The organism is Mucilaginibacter gracilis (assembly GCF_003633615.1).
GTDB lineage: Bacteria > Bacteroidota > Bacteroidia > Sphingobacteriales > Sphingobacteriaceae > Mucilaginibacter > Mucilaginibacter gracilis.
This window is the reverse complement of record NZ_RBKU01000001.1, coordinates 5,080,518-5,097,621: the sequence shown is the minus strand read 5'-3', so window position 1 is coordinate 5,097,621 and position 17,104 is coordinate 5,080,518. Positions and strand designations below refer to the sequence as shown.

The following is a 17,104-nucleotide window of genomic DNA, read 5'->3' as shown; positions in this document are numbered from 1 at the left end:
GTTGTTATGACGGGCTTTGCCCTAACCTTTTTTTCTTCTTCTTAAAATCCCGCATCAGCTCAGGGTCAATATAGTTCCCCTCCTGTTCCGGCCTGAATAACTGTTGCAGCAATGTGGACAGTTCCCTTTGCAGTTGAACCGTTTGCAGGTCGGTGGATGGCGCAGATCGTTGCGTTCGGCTCACGGGCGGATTTACATTTACTGCATTCTGTTTAGCCGTTATTTGTTCTTTGAGGGATAACACCCGTTCAATGGTTGCCAGTGAAAAACCAACCTCGCTGCCCTTGATCTTTACCTTTTTATCATCAATAAAGCAGATGCCCCTTCCTTTAATCACCTTGTACCCCAAAGCCTTCATTTGCTGCTCAAAAGAGGAATAGGCGCTTACGTTTTCAAGCGTCTGCCTGATGTCCGCCCGTAGTTTTTCTTTGCGGCTGTCATGACGGGGTAATATCCTTTCGGCTGGCGACAGGAACTTGCGGGGGCTTAATACCTGTGTAAGCCGGAACCGTTTTTCAAGCCTCCTGCAAAGTGCGGCCATCCGTTTATAATTGTTACTGTCGCTGGCGACCCTGCCGTCAAACCCTACCCGGTTGGCCGCAATATGGATGTGCGGCTCGTTGGTGTCCTTGTGCAAAACACAGATATACTGGTGGTCTGCAATCCCGAACTCTTTGGCACATTCCTGTCCCATTTCCATCATCTGCGCCTTGGTCAATACGTCCCCGGGAGCCAACCGTAAAGAGATATGCAATACCGGCTTTTCAACCCGCCTGTTCAGTTTCATCACCTCCAAAAATTGCTCGGTCAGTTCATGCTTATTACCGCCGCATTGGTTGTATATCAACACCTCGGCACGCTCCTTATGCTGCAAATGATCCCGCGCAGCCAGCTCGATTTTTTGCTGTTCTGACAATTGCCTTTTGTCTTCCAGACAGTAGCGGATGCATTCATAAAAGGATGCCCCTGTCCCCACGTACCCAATCATTGTAAATAACTTTTTATCTGGTCTGCAAGCGCATTTATTCTTCGAGAATTGACCATCAGGTCAGCCCTTTCCAAAGGCGTTAGCTCATCACCGCTATTGCGCTTTTTTGCTACCTGGTTCATATTGGAACCAAGATGTTTAAGCTCTGCTTTCAGCGTCAAAACTTCCGGTGGCAACGTTTTATTCCGGCTGTCAATTTTTCCGGTCAGACCCAGTTCACGCAGGTATTCTGAAACGGAAAGGTTAACGCTCTTAGCCCTGGCTTCAATTGCTCTCCGCTCATAGAGGGTGCATTTGATCGCCATCAACTGGTTCCGCTTTACCGCTTTTTTAGGCCGCCCGCCTTTATTTTTTAAATTGACTTCCTGCTGCTCCATATCTCCCTCCCCTGTATTTTTGAATGCGATAGCATGAAAAAAAACCTCACCGAATGCGGTAGCATGAGGTGAGCCAGCCGTTTTGGTTTTACCAAAACATAGCTGGCTACCCTGAAAAATTAAAAACGCGGCTTTAGCCGCTGTTTTGGCTGTTGTCGCTTCTGGCTTTTAAGCCAGTCATTCAGGTCTTTATGACCTGCATATAAACCGCTTTGATCTTTGTATTGCTTCCCGTTCCATTCAATGGCTTGGGCGGTGCATTTTATCCCCGCCTGATCCCTGTCTAAATACAGGTTGACCTTCGTGTGCTGCTCCATCAGGGAGCGGGACTTTTCAAAGAAGGAAAGGGAATTAAGCACCAGAAAATTTGGCAGGTTCAGTGAACGCCCCTTTTGCATTTCCCGGAAAGACAGGTAACTAAAGAAGCCCTCAAATACGGCCAATCGCTTGCTGCCATTGTCTATAAAAGTGATGTCTTTGGGGGAGCTGCTGCCCTTGAAATTAGCGCTTCGCAGTTCATATCCCCCGGCATTATTCTGAAACCCAATGACGGTATATTGCTTGTTGTACAATAAAAAGTCGACCTCCCTGCAATGCGGCCGCGCGGCAGCCAGCGAGATGTATCTTTGGTCGAGATAGGTTAACAAAGGCTCCCCGGCCAGCGGCCGGGTTCCGAGGATGACGATCCTGCTCTCCGCATCCGTCTCTTTCTTTTCACCCGCAATGGCCGCACCTGAAAGGGGCGGGTGAAAAGAAAAAACCATTGAATGGTCTGACAGCCTTTGCAGCAGATCACCGATGGTACATTTGAAATAGCGCGTACCGAAATCGATAAGGTCACCGCCCTTGCCCATAGCGTGGTCATACCAGACATTAAGTTTTCTGTTGACCTTAAAGGAGGCATCATTTTCTTCTCTTAGCGGCGATAAGTACCAGTAGTCTTGCCTGCTTATTTTTTGTGGCTGATAGCCCAAAGAGGCTAAATAATCTACGAGATCAATTTGCTTTGCGGTATCGCAAGTTAGCTTTCCCATAAACAAAAAATTAAGTTATGTACGAAATTTTTTAACTGCGATTCTCCTTTTTTCTATTTGAAAGAAGCATAGATTCTGCCTCCTGACGAATTTCGGCAGCCGTTTTTTTTCTACCAGATTTTATCCAATTAACCAATTCTGATTTGTAGAAATAAAGGCGCTTCCCTTGTTTGTTAACAGGGATTTCTTTGCGGCAAACCTTGCTATATATTGTTGGAACAGAAAGATTAAGGAACTTAGCAGTGTCCTTGATGTTTAGTAGCTCATCGTGTTCTGCTGGTTGGCTATGATTTTCCAGCAATAATTTTTCAATGTCATTCAGCTTGTCTTGAAGCTTACTTACTGCCTGAGGCAGCTGGTCAAATGTTAACGATTCCATACAGCACAATTTTGTTTTATGCTGCAATGGTACAACGGTGTTTTATAGGGTTACAAGAGGTTAATCCTCCAACCCTCCCGTAACCCTAATATTTGTTGTAATTCTTTTTGATTCTTTGCGTCGGGAAAATTCCATACTCACCTCCTTCTCTTTTTTTAACGTCAAGAATAGGCGACTGGCAAACTTTTGTGTCAGATGATATAATATCGTTCAAGTACTTTTCAGTATAATTTCGTTGCTTGTCTTTATCCTTGTAAAAGAAATGATTTAGTACCCAAAGGTTTAGTTCTGCTTTATTGCAACCTTGTATGAGGTTTGATTCAAATAATTGTTTAAAAGCATCCGCCAATTGATTTCCGTTTCCATTAAATAGCAACAACTTGCCAACTTCTGTATCTGTGATTTGCAATAGTTTCAATAATTCCGCTTGTTCTTCCACAGCAAAATAATCTTTTAGCAAATTAAATAAGTCAGTAATTATTTCTGTTTTAAATTTAAATGATGGATTGTTTTTAAAACGATGTTTGGGGCTGCCTTGTTTAATCTCTATTCTTGCTTCCGCCTTACCGGCCTTTTCAATTACATTTTCTATTGCCCGCATAAAACGACGTAATATTTTCTGTCTCTCTTTGATTATCTCCAGTAAATCGTGTAAAAGCTGTTCTGTAATTTTAGAAGATGGTACTTTGATATTTTGGATGACAATAAAATATTCTTCCAATTCGAGACATTGAAAAAAAGTCACTTGATGATCTTGCCTTGTATAGTCAGGTATAGTATCATAATTCACCCAAAAATCTACAAATATCTCATAGACTGATTCCAGATATTTGACCTGCTGTACTACTTGCTCCTTCGGCAAATTCAGAATGTCTATCAATGCAAACTCTCTTAATTCAGCCAAAGAGTTCTCCTTGTTTGCCTCCACTATGTTATCAGCAATAACAAGTGTTTGTATTTGTAAAATGAATTTCTTAAAGTCCTGCATACCCTCAATTTTAACCTATTCCCAATGTTATTTTATTCGCCGCCTCTCTCTTTCTTACATCCGTAACCTTGGTATATATCTCTGTCGTTTTTACGTGCAAATGCCCTAACAACTTTGAAACCGTGTATATATCTGTGCCGGAAGCAAGCTGTAAAGTAGCGAAGGTGTGCCTGAAGCTGTGAAATGTAATGTGTTTTTCAATACCAGCTTTCAACAGCCACTTTGGCAAAAAGCTACCTATTTGGGAGTACTTTAACCCATCGAATACTTTTGCATCGGATCGTCCCCTTTTCCCAGCAATTTCAACAGCTTCATCTGATACGGGCAAATTTTCGGCACCATCTGTTTTCTCCTGGCGGTATTGTAAATAATATTCTCCTTTAAAGCCCTTTATTTCCTGCCAGGTTAACGCTCTAACATCAGAAAAACGCAAGCCGGTTAACGCCGAAAATAATGCAGCACGTTTTATTATAACCGATTCGCATTCAGCTTTGGCTAATGCCCTAAGCTCATCTAATAATAAAATTTCGCGATGGGTATCCTGCGGCTTAATTCCATCGACACGTTGACCTATATTTTCTGAAATATAGCCAGCCTTAAAAGCCAATTTAAGAGCGGCTCTAAATTTCGAAAAATAACTAACGGCTGTGTTCGTTGAGATTTTCTTTTCGTTTCGACCTATACCCGGTGCAGATGATAAATACTTTTTGAATTGTTCACAAAAGACTTCATTGAGGTCAGAAAACCGTAATTGCTCTCCAGCAAATTTGATAAAATATTTCACAGCCATGCCCCAATTATCTGCATTGGAACCACTACGCTCTTTTGCTACTCCGGTAAAAAAAGCTACAAAATCACCATTTCTGCGGCTATTGGAAAGAAAACCAAAACGTTCGTTTTGAATTTCTATTTGCCTCATTGCCCGTAGGCTTTCGGCCAATTGATTTGTTTCGCGGTTATGTTCTCTGTCCAATTCCGTGCGGGGGCGGTCGATCAGATATATTTTCAAATATTCCCTCCTTACAAGTTTCCCGGTATCAGGGTTTGGAACAGGCGGATAGTAATCCAAGTACAACGCATTCCTGCCTTTTGAAATAGGCTTCTTCCTCAATGTCACCTTTGCCATATCACATAGTTTTAAGCGTTTAACAATTGATCTATCCTTTCTTTGGGAACATAAGAATAGATACCTTTCTTTACTTTGGGAACATCTTCCCGTTTAATCAAATCATAGAGCGCCTTTTCAGAAATGTTATATTTCTTTTGCACTTCAGACATATTGTAACATTCTTCTAAATCGGTTTCTTTTACTTTTTTTTCGATTGCAAAAATTGGAATAACAGTTTCTGGGATCAAAAACAGTTTATCTATTTCAGTACGTTGGATCAGTGTTTTTTTCAATTTTATATTAACCGCACGAATGTGGCCGCTGCTAATCAAATTATAAATAGTCTGACGGGAACTGTTGAGCAACTTTGCTGCATCACGTACGGTAAGAAATTCCCTGGACTTCAATTCTTCCAGTGGCTTCTCTTTGATTGTTTTTACCTCTTGATTACATATTTCAACTTTTTTCGCTTTTAGATTTGCTTTGTATGATCGTTGCGCACATTTAAGACTACAAAATTTAGTAACCGTTTTCTTGGCTTCAAATTCGTCTCCACAATGCTGGCAAATTCTTTTCACCCGAATATTTGAGCTCATTTTTTGTTATGTTTTGTATTATATTGTACAAAAGTGTTTAAAAGTGTCAAGTTACCTCACCTATAATTTATTCTGAGGAACAAAATTTAAAACAAGGAACAACTGAGGAACAAATTTAACCAAAACATTTTATTTATTCAAAAATGAAAAACAAAAATAAAACCCCTGCAAGTGTTTACTTACAGGGGTTTAGCTATATTTACTGGGTGTTTATTTTGTGAGCTTTTGTGGATTTACTTCCCGATACAGAACTTCGAAAATATATTGTCAAGTAAATCGTCGGTGGTTACTATGCCGGTTATTTCGCCGAGGTAGTGGAGTGCTTGTTTAATGTCGAGAGCTAAAAAATCGGAGGCTATGGGGTTGTCTATGCCGTGGAGTACGCGGGTAAGGGCTTCTTCTGTTTTTTGGAGGGCTTCCAGGTGGCGGATGTTGGTTACCAGGGTTTCGTCGCCGGCTAGCTGGCCGTTTACGGCGTGGTTGTATATGGCTTGTTTTAGCTCGGTAATGTGTTGTTTTTGCTTGGCCGATACGGCAATTAGCTTTACAGCGTTGGGTAAAATAAAATCGGCAGCGAGGCTGCTGTTGGGTAGTAAGTCGGTTTTATTGGCAATGGCCAATACCGGCAAGCCGGGATGCAAAAGTTGGGCAATATCTTGTTGTACCTCTTCGGCGGTGAGGGTTTGAGCGTCAAACACGTAAAGTAGCAAGGCACTCTGGCTAATTTTTTCCAGCGTTTTTTGTACGCCAATGGCTTCTATAGTGTCGGTAGCCTCGCGTAAGCCAGCTGTGTCTATTAGTCTAAAATTAATACCGTTAATGTTCAGCACCTCTTCAATAGTATCGCGGGTGGTACCGGCAATGTGGCTCACTATGGCTCGCTCTTCGTTAAGCAAGGCGTTTAACAAGGTTGATTTGCCTGCATTTGGCCGCCCTGCTATTACCGTATTAACGCCCAATTTAATGGCATTCCCCAGCTCAAACGATTGGATGAGTTTGCTTATCATCTTACTAATATCAACAACCAATTGTTTAAGCTGCCCGCGATTGGCAAACTCAACATCCTCTTCCGAGAAATCGAGCTCCAGTTCTATTAACGAGGCAAAGGTTACCAACTGCTCGCGCAGTTGCTTTAGCTCGCTGCTGTAACCACCGCGTAATTGTTGCATGGCTACCTGTTGCGATGCTTTGGAGTTAGCGGCAATTAAATCGGCTACGGCTTCGGCCTGGCTTAAATCCAGTTGTCCGTTTACAAAGGCCCTTAGCGTAAACTCGCCGGGTTTGGCTCCGCGTGCGCCTCGTTTAATAAATAATTTAATGATAGATTCGATGATGTATGATGAGCCATGGCATGAAATTTCGACTACGTTTTCGCGCGTGTAAGAGCGTGGCGCCACAAAAATTGATGCCAGTACCTCATCTAAAACAACATCATCATCCACAATATTGCCAAAGTGAATGGTGTGCGATGCTTGGGTTGTTAAATCTTTGCCTTTAAAAACGCTGTTGGCTATAACAATGGCATCGGGCCCGGAAAGGCGGATAACGCCTATAGCACCTACGCCGTTTGGAGTGGCCAGGGCTACAATGGTATCTTCTTTTAATAAAATTTGCGACATTGATGCAAAGGTGGGGATTTGGGTGGAATGTTCCTATAGTTTGCGCTAACCTTACATCAATGGGTAAAACTAATGTTGCCTAATATTTTGTTTAAACAAATGCTTTGCTTTATTTTATAATTGCAACCCATAATCTATCCTAAAACATGCATCAAATTAAGGCAAAGCCTGTTTTATTAAAGCAAATTATTTGCTTGTGCTTATTTGTACTTACATTTAGTTATACCACTAAGGCGCAAATATTCCGTATCAATACCATCAATTGTAAATTGAGTAATGCCGATACGGCACTACTTAACAAAATGGGGCGCTTTGAGGCCAATTTTTATAACCAGGTGTTTAGTACCCATAAAAATGATAGCGTAACTATTGATATTAACCTTTACGGGAAACACAGGGAGTATAACGAGGTGCAAAAAGACCAAATGAATACCACCTTTATTGATGGCTTTTATTCGCTAAAGCAAAATAAGGTGTTCATTTATAAGTCTGATAATTACATGAATACCCTGTTTCACGAAACGAGCCACAATATATTGCGATACAACTTTCCGCGCCCGCCGCAGTGGCTTAACGAGGGCATTGCTACTTTGCTTGGCTACCTGGTTGAAACCACCGATAACCGCATATTATACATGCCACAAGCCATGTATGCCAAACAATTAAAGGATAGCATAAGGGCGCATCAGTTTAATATGAACAACTTTTTTAATTATAAAAGTGCCGACTGGTACGATAAAGGCAAGCGACCCATGCTATACGCAACATCGTATTGTATTGTTTATTTTTTGATAAACCAGGACAAAGATTACCTTGCTCCAATATTGGTACTCATGAAAAAGGGAACTTCAACACCCAATGCCTTTAAGGCCACCTTTGGCAGCCTTGATAATTTTACGCGCGAGTTTTATGATTTTTACCTCAACGGTGCCGGCACGCGGCTGTAGTTTATCCAAAGTTGGTATTAAAATTTTTCTTCTATACCTAATCCAAACAGGGCAAAGTCGTACTTAACGGGGTCTAAAGGGTCAAATTCGCGCAGTTTTTCGGTGAGTTCCACGGCTGTTTGCCAGTCGGTTTGTTTGCGGCTAATGAGGTTGAGCTTGCGGGCCACGCGGTCAACATGCAAGTCGCAGGGCATAATCAGGTCGGCAGGTTTAATGTGGTTCCATATACCAAAATCAACGCCTTTATCATCTTTCCTTACCATCCAACGTAAAAACATATTGAGCCGCTTACAGGTTGATTTTTGCTGGGGCGATGATACATGCTTTTTAGTGCGCTGAGGAAAATGGGGGAGGGAAAAGAAATAACGGTGGAAATGCACCAGCGAAGAAGCCCCCCGGCCCCCTAAAGGGGGTGGAATTGTCCTGGGGGACTTGCCGTTTAATATTTGCGGTGTGTTTATTTGTTCCCCCTTTAGGGGGCTAGGGGGCATAAACGCTGTTTCCAGCGATTGATGCCTTTCGTAATGGTGCCTGAAAAAGCTGATGAAGTATAGCGTATCAATATCGTTAAACGTGCGGTGTTTAAAGTGGAGCAGCTTTTTAAGGTCGGGCTCCTGGTGGTTCATAATGAAATCGAGAGGTGCACCGTCCATCAAACTAATAAGTTCTCTACATTTATTGATGATGGTAACACGCTGCCCCCAGGCTAAGGTTGCCGCCCAAAAGCCCATAATCTCGATGTCTTGCTTTTTAGTAAACAGGTGAGGGATACAAATAGGATCGTTGGTGATGAAGCCGGGTTGGTTGTATTGTATTACTTTACTGTCTAAAAAAGCTTTAATATTTTCAATCATTTATATTAGAATAATGAGCAACAGCAGCTATCAAAACTTTTTTTTATTGTAGGTTTAAATAGGCCAACAATAAAGTTAACAAAAAAACGGGACAATTTAATAGCAGGTAAATTAGTGGTTGACAATATGAAAAATACTTTATATCTTGCTATAAACCAAAACCTTACCATTATGAAACTACCTGATAATACCCGTGAAAATCCAGAAGTAATTTCTTACCGGGTCATCCGCCGAAGCATAGGCTTCCTGGGCATTCTACTTCCGTTTGGCCTTGTTGCTATGGCCTACCTGCTGGGCTGCCGCCAGTTGCAGCCATCAATTAGCCATTATTATTATACAATGGCCGGCAGTTTGTTGGTGGGTGTACTTTGCGCGGTAGGCCTGTTTCTTATTAGCTACAAAGGTTTCAGTCCGCTCGACGACTTTGCGACTAACTTTGCCGGGATATGTGCTTTCGGCGTAGCATTTTTACCAACAGAAAATTCTGATGGAAGTGTTTGCGCACTATTTAAATACCCCGATAGCGGTTTAAGATCTGGCTTGCATTATGGTTCGGCATCGCTTTTATTTTTGACATTAGCTTTTATATCCTTTTTTTTGTTCACACGTTCTAAAGGAGAAAAAACCAAAGAAAAGTACACCAGAAATGTAATATACAGGGTTTGTGCGGTGTTAATGCTGCTTTTTATTGTTATGGTTCCCATTTGTTCAAAATGGATAGATCCTAATGATAAGCATCAGCTAACTTTTTACCTTGAGGCGGGTGCCTTAATTAGCTTTGGCACCTCATGGTTGGTTAAAGGAGAAATGGTTTTGAAAGATAAACCTAAAGTGGGTAACGCTACTGCCAAAACATAAATACTATGATATATAGAAGATCGCAATAAATATTTTGCAGTAATAAATTATAGCCAAGCAATTACACGGAAAGGTGCAATTGCTTGGCTACTGGCAACAATAGGCTGAATTATGCATTTTCTAAAGCCTGCTTCAAATCTTCTAATAAATCCTCAATATCCTCTACTCCAACACTCAGGCGCAGCAGACTGTCAACAACGCCGGCTTTTTCGCGGAGTTCTTTTGGGATAGAGCCATGCGTCATGCTCACGGGATGGTTTATTAACGATTCTACACCGCCTAACGATTCGGCAAGGGTAAATACTTTGAATGAGCCGGCCAGTTTATAAGTATCTTCTAAAGTAGCTCCCTTTACGGTGAACGAAATCATGCCGCCAAAATCGCGCATTTGCTTTTTGGCAATATCGTGGTTGGGATGGTCTTCAAAACCGGGCCAGTATAGTTTGTCAATTTTGGGATGCGTTTTTAGGTATTGCGCTATCTGGCGTCCGTTTTCGCAATGGGCTTTCATGCGCAGGTGCAGGGTTTTTATACCGCGCAACACCAAAAAGCTATCCTGCGGACCGGGAGTTGCGCCGGTTGCATTGTAAATAAACCATAGTTTTTTATATAGTTCATCATCGTTAAGCATCAGGGCACCCATTACCACGTCCGAGTGCCCGCCGAGGTATTTTGTTGCGGAATGCATCACAATATCGGCACCTAAATCAATAGGATTTTGCAGAAATGGCGATGCAAAGGTATTATCCACACAAAGTAAAATATTGTTTGCTTTAGCTATTTGCGCTACGCCTGCAATATCAATAATTTTCATGGTTGGATTGGTAGGCGTTTCAATCCAGATGAGTTTGGTTTTATCGTTAACGTAGGGCGTAATATTCTCTGGTTTAGACATATCCAGAAAATGGAACTTGATACCAAAGTTGGCAAATATTTTGGTAAACATACGGTACGAGCCGCCGTAAAGGTCGTCGCCGGTAATTACCTCGTCGCCGGGTAACAACAGCTTCATCACGGCATCCGTAGCACCCAAACCGCTGGAAAAAGCCAGGCCATGCTTTGCATTCTCTAAAGCTGCCAGGCAATTTTCTAAAGCGTTGCGGGTTGGGTTTGTACCGCGCGAATATTCGTACCCTTTATTATCGCCCGGCGTTTTTTGCCAGTAGGTTGATGTTTGGTATATGGGTGTCATTACGGCACCTGTTGTTGGGTCGGGCTCCTGGCCCGCGTGTATTGCTTTAGTTCCGAATTTCATGATAGCATAATGTTGAGCCCCCCGGCCCCCTAAAGGGGGAGCAATTATAAATTCTGTTTCCTTTAGGGAAGGACAGGTTTAACAGTTATGGATAAATTATTAAGCAGTAGATCAAAACCATTTTCCATGATCTTTGCCAATACCACTATTTCCTTTTCGTTAAAAATAGCACTTGAATCTTGCGTGATAAATGGGCCAGCCCTATCAAATAGCTTGTTATAAACAGAATTGCGGACAGCTCCTTTTTTATCTCCAAGGTACGCTATATTTAAGGATTCCGATATATCGATAAATAAATTCCAGGTATCTAAAAAGGTAAGGTAATCAATATTCTTATTGGGGCTTACTATCCATCGCTGTACTTTTCCGACATCAACGCAACTAACTTCGTCGGTAAGTTGCATATTGTTCTTTTCGAGAAAAACATGCAGCTCATCAACCGTTTTAAATCCAATTATCTTTGATTGTTCATCTAATAATACCGTGTCAACCTCATCCAATATCCAAATTATGTAAATACTCTGAAACTGAAATTTCAAACAAATACCGTAATACTTTACGTCAGTAATGTGCATCACAATCATTCAATCCTTTGTTCCCCCTTTAGGGGGTTAGGGGGGCTAATACGCCCTTGCAAACAATACCCTTTGCGTGCTTGGCTTGCCGGTTAATATACATTTGCCTTCTTCCTGCTTGTTATCTAATGGTATGCAGCGAATGGTGGCTTTTGTTTCTTGTTTAATGCGTTCTTCGGTTTCGGGTGTGCCGTCCCAATGGGCCGAAATGAAACCAGGGGTTTCGTCCAGCGTGCGTTTAAAGTCTTCGTAAGTATCCACTTCGCGGGTGTTTTCTGCACGAAATTTGAATGCTTTTTGAAAAATATTATCCTGTATCTCAACCAGTAAGTTCTCAATCAGTTCGGTTAAGCCTTCCTGCTGAACAGTTTCTTTGGTTTTGGTATCGCGACGAGCCAACTCAACCGTGCCATTTGCCAAATCACGACCGCCAATTGCCACCCTCAGCGGGATGCCTTTCAGCTCGTACTCTGCAAATTTAAAGCCTGGGCGTTGGGTATCGCGGCTATCGTACTTAACCCGTATGTTTTTCGATTTTAACTCTTTTGATAATTTATTTACAAACTCGGTAATCTGCGCCAGTTCTTCTTCACTGCGGAAGATGGGCACAATTACAACCTGTATTGGTGCCAGTTTTGGTGGCAATACCAAGCCCGAATCGTCCGAATGAGCCATTACCAGGGCGCCCATTAAACGGGTTGATACCCCCCATGATGTTGCCCACACAAACTCTTGTTTGCCTTCTTTGCTGGTAAATTTAACATCAAAAGCTTTGGCAAAATTTTGCCCTAAAAAGTGCGATGTACCTGCCTGCAATGCCTTGCCATCCTGCATCAGGGCCTCAATACAATAAGTATCTAAGGCACCGGCAAAACGCTCGTTAGCGGTTTTGCGGCCACGCACTACGGGTAATGCCAGCCAGTTTTCGGCAAAATCGGCATAAACATGTAGCATTTGCTCGGTTTCGGCTATGGCTTCTTCGGCGGTTGAGTGGGCTGTGTGGCCCTCTTGCCATAAAAACTCGGTGGTGCGCAAAAAAAGGCGTGTACGCATTTCCCAACGTACTACGTTTGCCCATTGGTTTATTAAAAGCGGCAAATCACGGTATGATTGAATCCAACCCCGGTATGTATTCCAGATGATGGTTTCGGATGTTGGCCTAACAATCAGTTCTTCTTCAAGTTTTGCAGTTTCGTCAACAATAATATTGCCGTTGCCATCGTTTTTAAGGCGGTAATGTGTTACAACCGCGCACTCTTTAGCAAAGCCCTCAACGTGGCTGGCCTCTTTAGAGAAAAACGATTTTGGGATAAAAAGCGGAAAATATGCGTTACTGTGCCCCGTATCTTTAAACATTTGATCTAATACAGCTTGCATTTTTTCCCAGATGGAATATCCGTAGGGTTTAATGACCATGCACCCTTTAACAGCCGAATGTTCGGCCAGATCGGCTTTTACTACTAAATCATTAAACCATTGCGAATAATCTTCGTCTTTACTAACAACCCCTTTGCTCATATAATATTGGTATAAAATTTGACTGTTTAATTATGTTATTATTGCCGTCAAATTTATAAATTTATACTTTATTTAAACTTTTACTTTAACCAATTATAAAAATGAAACGGAACATACTTAATGGAATGATCTTGATCGGTGCTATTGCGCTGAGTTCCTGTTCTACACAAAATAAATTGGCATCAAACCAAAACGATGCTAACGATGATGTTTATAGCACTAAAGCCGTTGCCGGCGAACAACCAGTGTACGCCGTTAGGCAAGATAATTATCGGCAAGACAATGGCGATAACGGTTATGATGATAACGATTATTATTACTACGATAGCTATTCGGCACGTTTAAACCGCTTTTATAACTATTCGCCATTTTTGTCGTCGTATTACGACGATTTGTATTACGGCCAGTACAGCCCTTATTATAGCGGCTTTGGCCTTGGTGTAGGTTTTGGCTATGGCTATTTTGGCGGCGGCTACTTTGGTTATAACCCATATAGCTATTATGGCGGTTACGGTTACAACCCGTATTTTAACAACTACTATGGCTCAACAATAGGCTATGGTTATTCGCCTTATTGGGGTGCGGTGTCTTATTATAACGTTGCACGTAACAACAATACGGCACGCCCTTATCGTGGCCCAAGTGTGCCTATTAACACTACCCGTAGTACTATTGGGTATACAAATTCTGGCAGGGGAGTGCAAACCTACAACCCCGGCGGCAGGCCTTCGGGCGTTGCTACAGTAAACAATGGCGGCAACAGCACCAGCTATTCGGGAAGGCAGGCAAGGCCCAATTCTACAGGTTATCAGCCACAAACAACAACCCAAACTCAGCAAAGGCCACAATCACAGCCGCAGCCTAGTTATACCCCGCAACCGTCAAGTTCGGGCTCGTCGGGCGGTAGCAGTGGTGGTGGCGAAAGAAGCAATGGCAGTTCCAGACCGGTAAGGCCTTAACTTTTTAAAAATCTATGAAAATTAAATATATGCTAACAGTGGCGGCTATAGTAGCTGTTACAAAAAGTGGTTTTGCCCAATATTCGGGCGATGCCTTAAAATTCTCACAATTTCAAACCGGCTCAACCGCCCGGTTTAAAGGCTTGGGTAATGCCGGTACAGCCATTGGTGGCGATTTGAGTAACATTAGCGGCAACCCCGCCGGTTTAGGTTTCTTCACCAAATCTGAGTTGAGTATTACGCCGGAGTTTAACAATGCGCAAGCAAAATCAACTTACTTTGCGGGTACAACAAATACCGATAATAAAGCTCAATCCAATAATGTAAATTTCAATAACGCATCTGCGGTTTTTTATACCCGTTTAAATAAGCCCCGCGGCGAAGATAAAACCAAAGGCTGGTTGAGCATAAATTATGGTATATCGTACAATCGTACTAACGATTTTTATGCTAATACAACCTATGGCGGCAAAAACGCCAATAACTCGCTGGTAGATCGCTTTACGCAACTTGCCAATACCGATCCAACCGCAACCAGCGATGGCTCTTTACAAAACTGGGCTTATAACCAATATCTGTTTGAACCCACTACAGCGGGTTCGGCTTTGCCTTACCAGTCTAACGTTCACGCTAATATAAAACCTGTTGACCAAATTAACACCACCACCAACACGGGCGGTCAAACAGCTTTCAATTTTTCGGTAGGTGCTAATTACAGCAATCAACTCTATCTTGGCTTTGGCATCGGCGTTACCAGCCTGAGGTACAATAGCACTAATACATTTAGTGAAAGCGGGCATCAAGACTTCGACAATTTAGATTACAACACACAATACGCTCAAAATCAAACCACTAAGGGTACGGGAATTAACGCAACCTTTGGTGCCATATACAAACCTGTTGATGCATTAAGGCTGGGTTTAAGCGTAACCACACCTACCTGGTACGTTATTGATGATGACTATAGCGAAAGCCTTAAAACACAATATGTAGGCAGCTCATATTATGCCGATGGCCCGGCAGATTACCCGCTATCGTACAGCTTGCGTACACCTTTAAAGGTGAGTGGTGGAGCGGCGGTGTTTTTTAAAAATTACGGCTTTATTACTGCCGATGTTGATTACCTGGATTACTCATCAATGCGCTTAGACAACAGCAGCACCACAGCCGACGGTTATGACAATAATACAGGTGGGTACGATCCCACGCAAGACAATAGCGACATTCATAAACTATACCGCTCAACCGTAAATGCTCATATTGGCGGCGAAGCGCGTTTGACCAGTCAGTTTGCTATACGTGGTGGTTACGGCGTTCAAGGCAGCCCTTACGTAAACACCGCCTACCAAAATAACATCAGAACCATAAGCGGCGGCCTTGGCTACCGCACAGGGTTATATTATATTGATGCTACCTACAGCAATGTTAGCGGTTCCGAAAGTATTTATCCGTACATCATTAGTTCGGCAAGCCCCTATGCCAATATCGACAGAACTTATAACAACGTATTTTTAACTCTTGGTTTAAGGTTTTGAGTAGGAATTAAGCTGCTGGAATCACGAAGCACGATAACTTAAAATAGAAACGATAGCTTTATCAAACAAGAAAGCCGATTTTTTAAAAGGTCGGCTTTCTTGTTTACCTATCAAATCAATCTTGATTGATTTGATTTCTGGCATTTTGATTCTCTCTCTAATTAATCTTCGTTAACAAACGAGCGCAGCATCCAGGTATTTTTTTCTTTATACTGCATAAAGCGGTTTACCATGTCGTTGGTGCCATCGTCGCCGGCTTCGCTGGTAAGTTCTAAAAGCTCGCGCTCCATTTCAATCAGTGTAGCCATATCATCAATTAAAGCTTTTACCATTTGGGTATCTTTCATACCAATGGTATCTACTTCCTTAATTTTTGATGTTTTAATATAATCTTCAAAGGTACTGTAGGGAGCTTTGCCTAAGGTTAATATGCGTTCGGCCAATTCGTCAATAGTTGTAAGGGCCACGGTATAAAGCTCTTCAAATTTAACGTGCAGGGTAAAAAAGCTTTTTCCCTTTACGTTCCAGTGGCAGCCACGTGTTTTTTGGTAATGGAGGTGGTAATTTGCCAGCAAATCGTTAAGGTGGTCAACTACAGGGCGTACGCTTTTTTCTTTAAGGCTAATTTCTTTTGCGTTCATTACGGGTTTTATTTTGTTTTAATTTTTAACGTTTGCCCCATCACAATGTTTTATTTAATTGTTGAATTTAAAGGCATATTTGCGAAGCAATTACAAACATGACAAAGTTAAAAACATACATACAGCAGCTTTTTAGCGGGCAAATATGGAAAATGGAAATAGATGCCTCGCGGCAGCTACTTTATATTGAAACCCGCAATACCCAGAGCCGCACGGTTAGGTTTTCGGCTTTTGACATGCTTTTGGGCAAAGCTAATTTTATTGATTTTGCTTTAGACGAGCAATGGCTGGCCGGTATAGAGGGTAGTTTTAATGGCGTTTTGTTTTTGCACGGTTATCAATCGGCACAAAGCCCGGTACATAAAGGCATAACAGCTATTAACGGTAATAACGGCCAAGTTTTGTGGAGTAACTACACTTATGCCATCCACCACATCAGCACCGGCGGCCCTGTTGCCTACAATACCCAGGTGCAGCCTCAAAAATTGTTTATTTTGGATGCACAAAACGGGGCTATCCTACGCCCGTTTAATGAGTTTACTGATGCCGATATAAACCCCGATATACAGTTTCCGCATGGTATACAAACCTTGGCCGACGATATAAAACCCTACATAAGTGGAGATTTAAGGGGTAATATTGATTACATGGAGTACAATAGTTTTAGAATTGTATCTTTGCATTCCTTAATTAAGACTGACCTGAGCCAAACATTATTGATAATGCAGGGCAACAATTTAGTTTATGAGGATTTATTGATTGATGGAATACAAAAATTGCAACCCGAGGCGTTTATAATGCATCAAAACCGGTTGATATACATCAAAAATAAGATTGAGTTGAAGGTTTTAAATTTATAAATGCGTTTAAAAA

At 42.0% G+C, this 17,104-nt stretch carries 19 protein-coding genes; 5 read left to right on the top strand and 14 right to left on the bottom strand.

What is annotated here, in order from left to right; all coding sequences use genetic code 11:
• Nucleotides 1-4: 4 nt before the first annotated feature.
• The 8 genes from BDD43_RS22590 to mnmE all read right to left on the bottom strand — a co-directional run bounded on the left by BDD43_RS22590 (nt 5) and on the right by mnmE (nt 7,089).
• On the bottom strand, nt 5-988 hold the full coding sequence (locus BDD43_RS22590; RefSeq protein ID WP_121200017.1) for a relaxase/mobilization nuclease domain-containing protein: 984 nt from the start codon (nt 986-988) through the stop codon (nt 5-7).
• The gene (locus BDD43_RS22585; protein WP_121200015.1) at nt 985-1,365 is read right to left on the bottom strand and encodes a plasmid mobilization protein; all 381 of its coding nucleotides are present in this window, start codon (nt 1,363-1,365) and stop codon (nt 985-987) included. Before BDD43_RS22585 ends, BDD43_RS22590 begins: the two co-directional genes overlap by 4 nt.
• A gap of 119 nt (nt 1,366-1,484) precedes the next feature.
• Nucleotides 1,485-2,399, bottom strand: a complete 915-nt coding sequence (locus BDD43_RS22580; protein WP_121200013.1) for a toprim domain-containing protein — start codon at nt 2,397-2,399, stop codon at nt 1,485-1,487.
• Nucleotides 2,400-2,430: 31 nt separating this feature from the next.
• Entirely contained in the window at nt 2,431-2,778 is a 348-nt protein-coding gene (locus BDD43_RS22575; RefSeq protein WP_121200012.1) for a helix-turn-helix domain-containing protein, read from the bottom strand.
• An 85-nt stretch (nt 2,779-2,863) separates the two neighbouring features.
• Nucleotides 2,864-3,766 (bottom strand): hypothetical protein, encoded by a 903-nt coding sequence (locus BDD43_RS22570; protein ID WP_121200010.1) that lies wholly within the window; start codon nt 3,764-3,766, stop codon nt 2,864-2,866.
• Between the two features lie 10 nt (nt 3,767-3,776).
• Nucleotides 3,777-4,892: a site-specific integrase gene (locus BDD43_RS22565; protein WP_121200008.1), complete on the bottom strand. Its 1,116-nt coding sequence runs from the start codon at nt 4,890-4,892 to the stop codon at nt 3,777-3,779.
• 11 nt (nt 4,893-4,903) lie between these two features.
• Complete coding sequence (locus BDD43_RS22560; protein WP_121200006.1) at nt 4,904-5,470, bottom strand: helix-turn-helix domain-containing protein; 567 nt, start codon at nt 5,468-5,470, stop codon at nt 4,904-4,906.
• Nucleotides 5,471-5,703: 233 nt separating this feature from the next.
• The gene (gene mnmE, locus BDD43_RS22555) at nt 5,704-7,089 is read right to left on the bottom strand and encodes a tRNA uridine-5-carboxymethylaminomethyl(34) synthesis GTPase MnmE (protein WP_121200004.1); all 1,386 of its coding nucleotides are present in this window, start codon (nt 7,087-7,089) and stop codon (nt 5,704-5,706) included.
• A gap of 146 nt (nt 7,090-7,235) precedes the next feature.
• Here mnmE and BDD43_RS22550 point away from each other — a divergent pair, with 146 nt between their 5' ends.
• Nucleotides 7,236-8,036 carry a hypothetical protein gene (locus BDD43_RS22550; protein WP_121200002.1) on the top strand — a complete coding sequence of 267 codons (801 nt, stop codon included), beginning with the start codon at nt 7,236-7,238 and terminating at the stop codon, nt 8,034-8,036.
• 17 nt (nt 8,037-8,053) lie between these two features.
• Here the strand turns inward: BDD43_RS22550 and BDD43_RS22545 are convergent, their stop codons facing one another.
• Complete coding sequence (locus BDD43_RS22545; protein ID WP_121200000.1) at nt 8,054-8,890, bottom strand: TIGR02757 family protein; 837 nt, start codon at nt 8,888-8,890, stop codon at nt 8,054-8,056.
• A 126-nt stretch (nt 8,891-9,016) separates the two neighbouring features.
• On the opposite strand from BDD43_RS22545, the gene BDD43_RS22540 reads away from it, so the two are divergent.
• Complete coding sequence (locus tag BDD43_RS22540; RefSeq protein ID WP_121199998.1) at nt 9,017-9,748, top strand: hypothetical protein; 732 nt, start codon at nt 9,017-9,019, stop codon at nt 9,746-9,748.
• Nucleotides 9,749-9,857: 109 nt separating this feature from the next.
• Here the strand turns inward: BDD43_RS22540 and BDD43_RS22535 are convergent, their stop codons facing one another.
• The 3 genes from BDD43_RS22535 to proS all read right to left on the bottom strand — a co-directional run bounded on the left by BDD43_RS22535 (nt 9,858) and on the right by proS (nt 13,096).
• The gene (locus BDD43_RS22535; RefSeq protein ID WP_121199996.1) at nt 9,858-11,003 is read right to left on the bottom strand and encodes a cystathionine gamma-synthase; all 1,146 of its coding nucleotides are present in this window, start codon (nt 11,001-11,003) and stop codon (nt 9,858-9,860) included.
• A gap of 62 nt (nt 11,004-11,065) precedes the next feature.
• Nucleotides 11,066-11,578 (bottom strand): hypothetical protein, encoded by a 513-nt coding sequence (locus BDD43_RS22530; protein ID WP_162847149.1) that lies wholly within the window; start codon nt 11,576-11,578, stop codon nt 11,066-11,068.
• A 45-nt stretch (nt 11,579-11,623) separates the two neighbouring features.
• On the bottom strand, nt 11,624-13,096 hold the full coding sequence (proS, locus tag BDD43_RS22525; protein WP_121199992.1) for a proline--tRNA ligase: 1,473 nt from the start codon (nt 13,094-13,096) through the stop codon (nt 11,624-11,626).
• Nucleotides 13,097-13,197: 101 nt separating this feature from the next.
• On the opposite strand from proS, the gene BDD43_RS22520 reads away from it, so the two are divergent.
• Both BDD43_RS22520 and BDD43_RS22515 read left to right on the top strand, forming a co-directional pair.
• Nucleotides 13,198-14,055 (top strand): hypothetical protein, encoded by an 858-nt coding sequence (locus tag BDD43_RS22520; RefSeq protein ID WP_121199990.1) that lies wholly within the window; start codon nt 13,198-13,200, stop codon nt 14,053-14,055.
• 14 nt (nt 14,056-14,069) lie between these two features.
• Complete coding sequence (locus BDD43_RS22515) at nt 14,070-15,590, top strand: OmpP1/FadL family transporter (RefSeq protein ID WP_121199988.1); 1,521 nt, start codon at nt 14,070-14,072, stop codon at nt 15,588-15,590.
• Nucleotides 15,591-15,611: 21 nt separating this feature from the next.
• On the opposite strand, the gene BDD43_RS30890 is transcribed toward BDD43_RS22515, so the two are convergent.
• Together BDD43_RS30890 and BDD43_RS22510 are read right to left on the bottom strand one after the other, a co-directional pair.
• Entirely contained in the window at nt 15,612-15,734 is a 123-nt protein-coding gene (locus BDD43_RS30890; protein WP_262707430.1) for a hypothetical protein, read from the bottom strand.
• Nucleotides 15,735-15,751: 17 nt separating this feature from the next.
• Nucleotides 15,752-16,231 (bottom strand): Dps family protein, encoded by a 480-nt coding sequence (locus BDD43_RS22510; RefSeq protein ID WP_121199986.1) that lies wholly within the window; start codon nt 16,229-16,231, stop codon nt 15,752-15,754.
• 98 nt (nt 16,232-16,329) lie between these two features.
• Here BDD43_RS22510 and BDD43_RS22505 point away from each other — a divergent pair, with 98 nt between their 5' ends.
• On the top strand, nt 16,330-17,091 hold the full coding sequence (locus BDD43_RS22505) for a DUF4905 domain-containing protein (RefSeq protein WP_121199984.1): 762 nt from the start codon (nt 16,330-16,332) through the stop codon (nt 17,089-17,091).
• The last annotated feature ends 13 nt before the right edge of the window (nt 17,092-17,104 follow it).

What these genes read in the sequence shown, in the direction of transcription:
- BDD43_RS22580 (WP_121200013.1), bottom strand. Translation starts at nt 2,399, where the DNA reads ATGGGAAAGCTAACTTGCGATACCGCAAAGCAAATTGATCTCGTAGAT.
- BDD43_RS30890 (WP_262707430.1), bottom strand. Translation starts at nt 15,734, where the DNA reads ATGCCAGAAATCAAATCAATCAAGATTGATTTGATAGGTAAACAAGAA.
- BDD43_RS22575 (WP_121200012.1), bottom strand. Translation starts at nt 2,778, where the DNA reads ATGGAATCGTTAACATTTGACCAGCTGCCTCAGGCAGTAAGTAAGCTT.
- BDD43_RS22510 (WP_121199986.1), bottom strand. Translation starts at nt 16,231, where the DNA reads ATGAACGCAAAAGAAATTAGCCTTAAAGAAAAAAGCGTACGCCCTGTA.
- BDD43_RS22585 (WP_121200015.1), bottom strand. Translation starts at nt 1,365, where the DNA reads ATGGAGCAGCAGGAAGTCAATTTAAAAAATAAAGGCGGGCGGCCTAAA.
- BDD43_RS22570 (WP_121200010.1), bottom strand. Translation starts at nt 3,766, where the DNA reads ATGCAGGACTTTAAGAAATTCATTTTACAAATACAAACACTTGTTATT.
- BDD43_RS22550 (WP_121200002.1), top strand. Translation starts at nt 7,236, where the DNA reads ATGCATCAAATTAAGGCAAAGCCTGTTTTATTAAAGCAAATTATTTGC.
- mnmE (WP_121200004.1), bottom strand. Translation starts at nt 7,089, where the DNA reads ATGTCGCAAATTTTATTAAAAGAAGATACCATTGTAGCCCTGGCCACT.
- BDD43_RS22565 (WP_121200008.1), bottom strand. Translation starts at nt 4,892, where the DNA reads ATGGCAAAGGTGACATTGAGGAAGAAGCCTATTTCAAAAGGCAGGAAT.
- BDD43_RS22590 (WP_121200017.1), bottom strand. Translation starts at nt 988, where the DNA reads ATGATTGGGTACGTGGGGACAGGGGCATCCTTTTATGAATGCATCCGC.
- BDD43_RS22515 (WP_121199988.1), top strand. Translation starts at nt 14,070, where the DNA reads ATGAAAATTAAATATATGCTAACAGTGGCGGCTATAGTAGCTGTTACA.
- BDD43_RS22520 (WP_121199990.1), top strand. Translation starts at nt 13,198, where the DNA reads ATGAAACGGAACATACTTAATGGAATGATCTTGATCGGTGCTATTGCG.
- BDD43_RS22505 (WP_121199984.1), top strand. Translation starts at nt 16,330, where the DNA reads ATGACAAAGTTAAAAACATACATACAGCAGCTTTTTAGCGGGCAAATA.
- BDD43_RS22535 (WP_121199996.1), bottom strand. Translation starts at nt 11,003, where the DNA reads ATGAAATTCGGAACTAAAGCAATACACGCGGGCCAGGAGCCCGACCCA.
- BDD43_RS22530 (WP_162847149.1), bottom strand. Translation starts at nt 11,578, where the DNA reads ATGCACATTACTGACGTAAAGTATTACGGTATTTGTTTGAAATTTCAG.
- BDD43_RS22545 (WP_121200000.1), bottom strand. Translation starts at nt 8,890, where the DNA reads ATGATTGAAAATATTAAAGCTTTTTTAGACAGTAAAGTAATACAATAC.
- BDD43_RS22540 (WP_121199998.1), top strand. Translation starts at nt 9,017, where the DNA reads ATGAAAAATACTTTATATCTTGCTATAAACCAAAACCTTACCATTATG.
- proS (WP_121199992.1), bottom strand. Translation starts at nt 13,096, where the DNA reads ATGAGCAAAGGGGTTGTTAGTAAAGACGAAGATTATTCGCAATGGTTT.
- BDD43_RS22560 (WP_121200006.1), bottom strand. Translation starts at nt 5,470, where the DNA reads ATGAGCTCAAATATTCGGGTGAAAAGAATTTGCCAGCATTGTGGAGAC.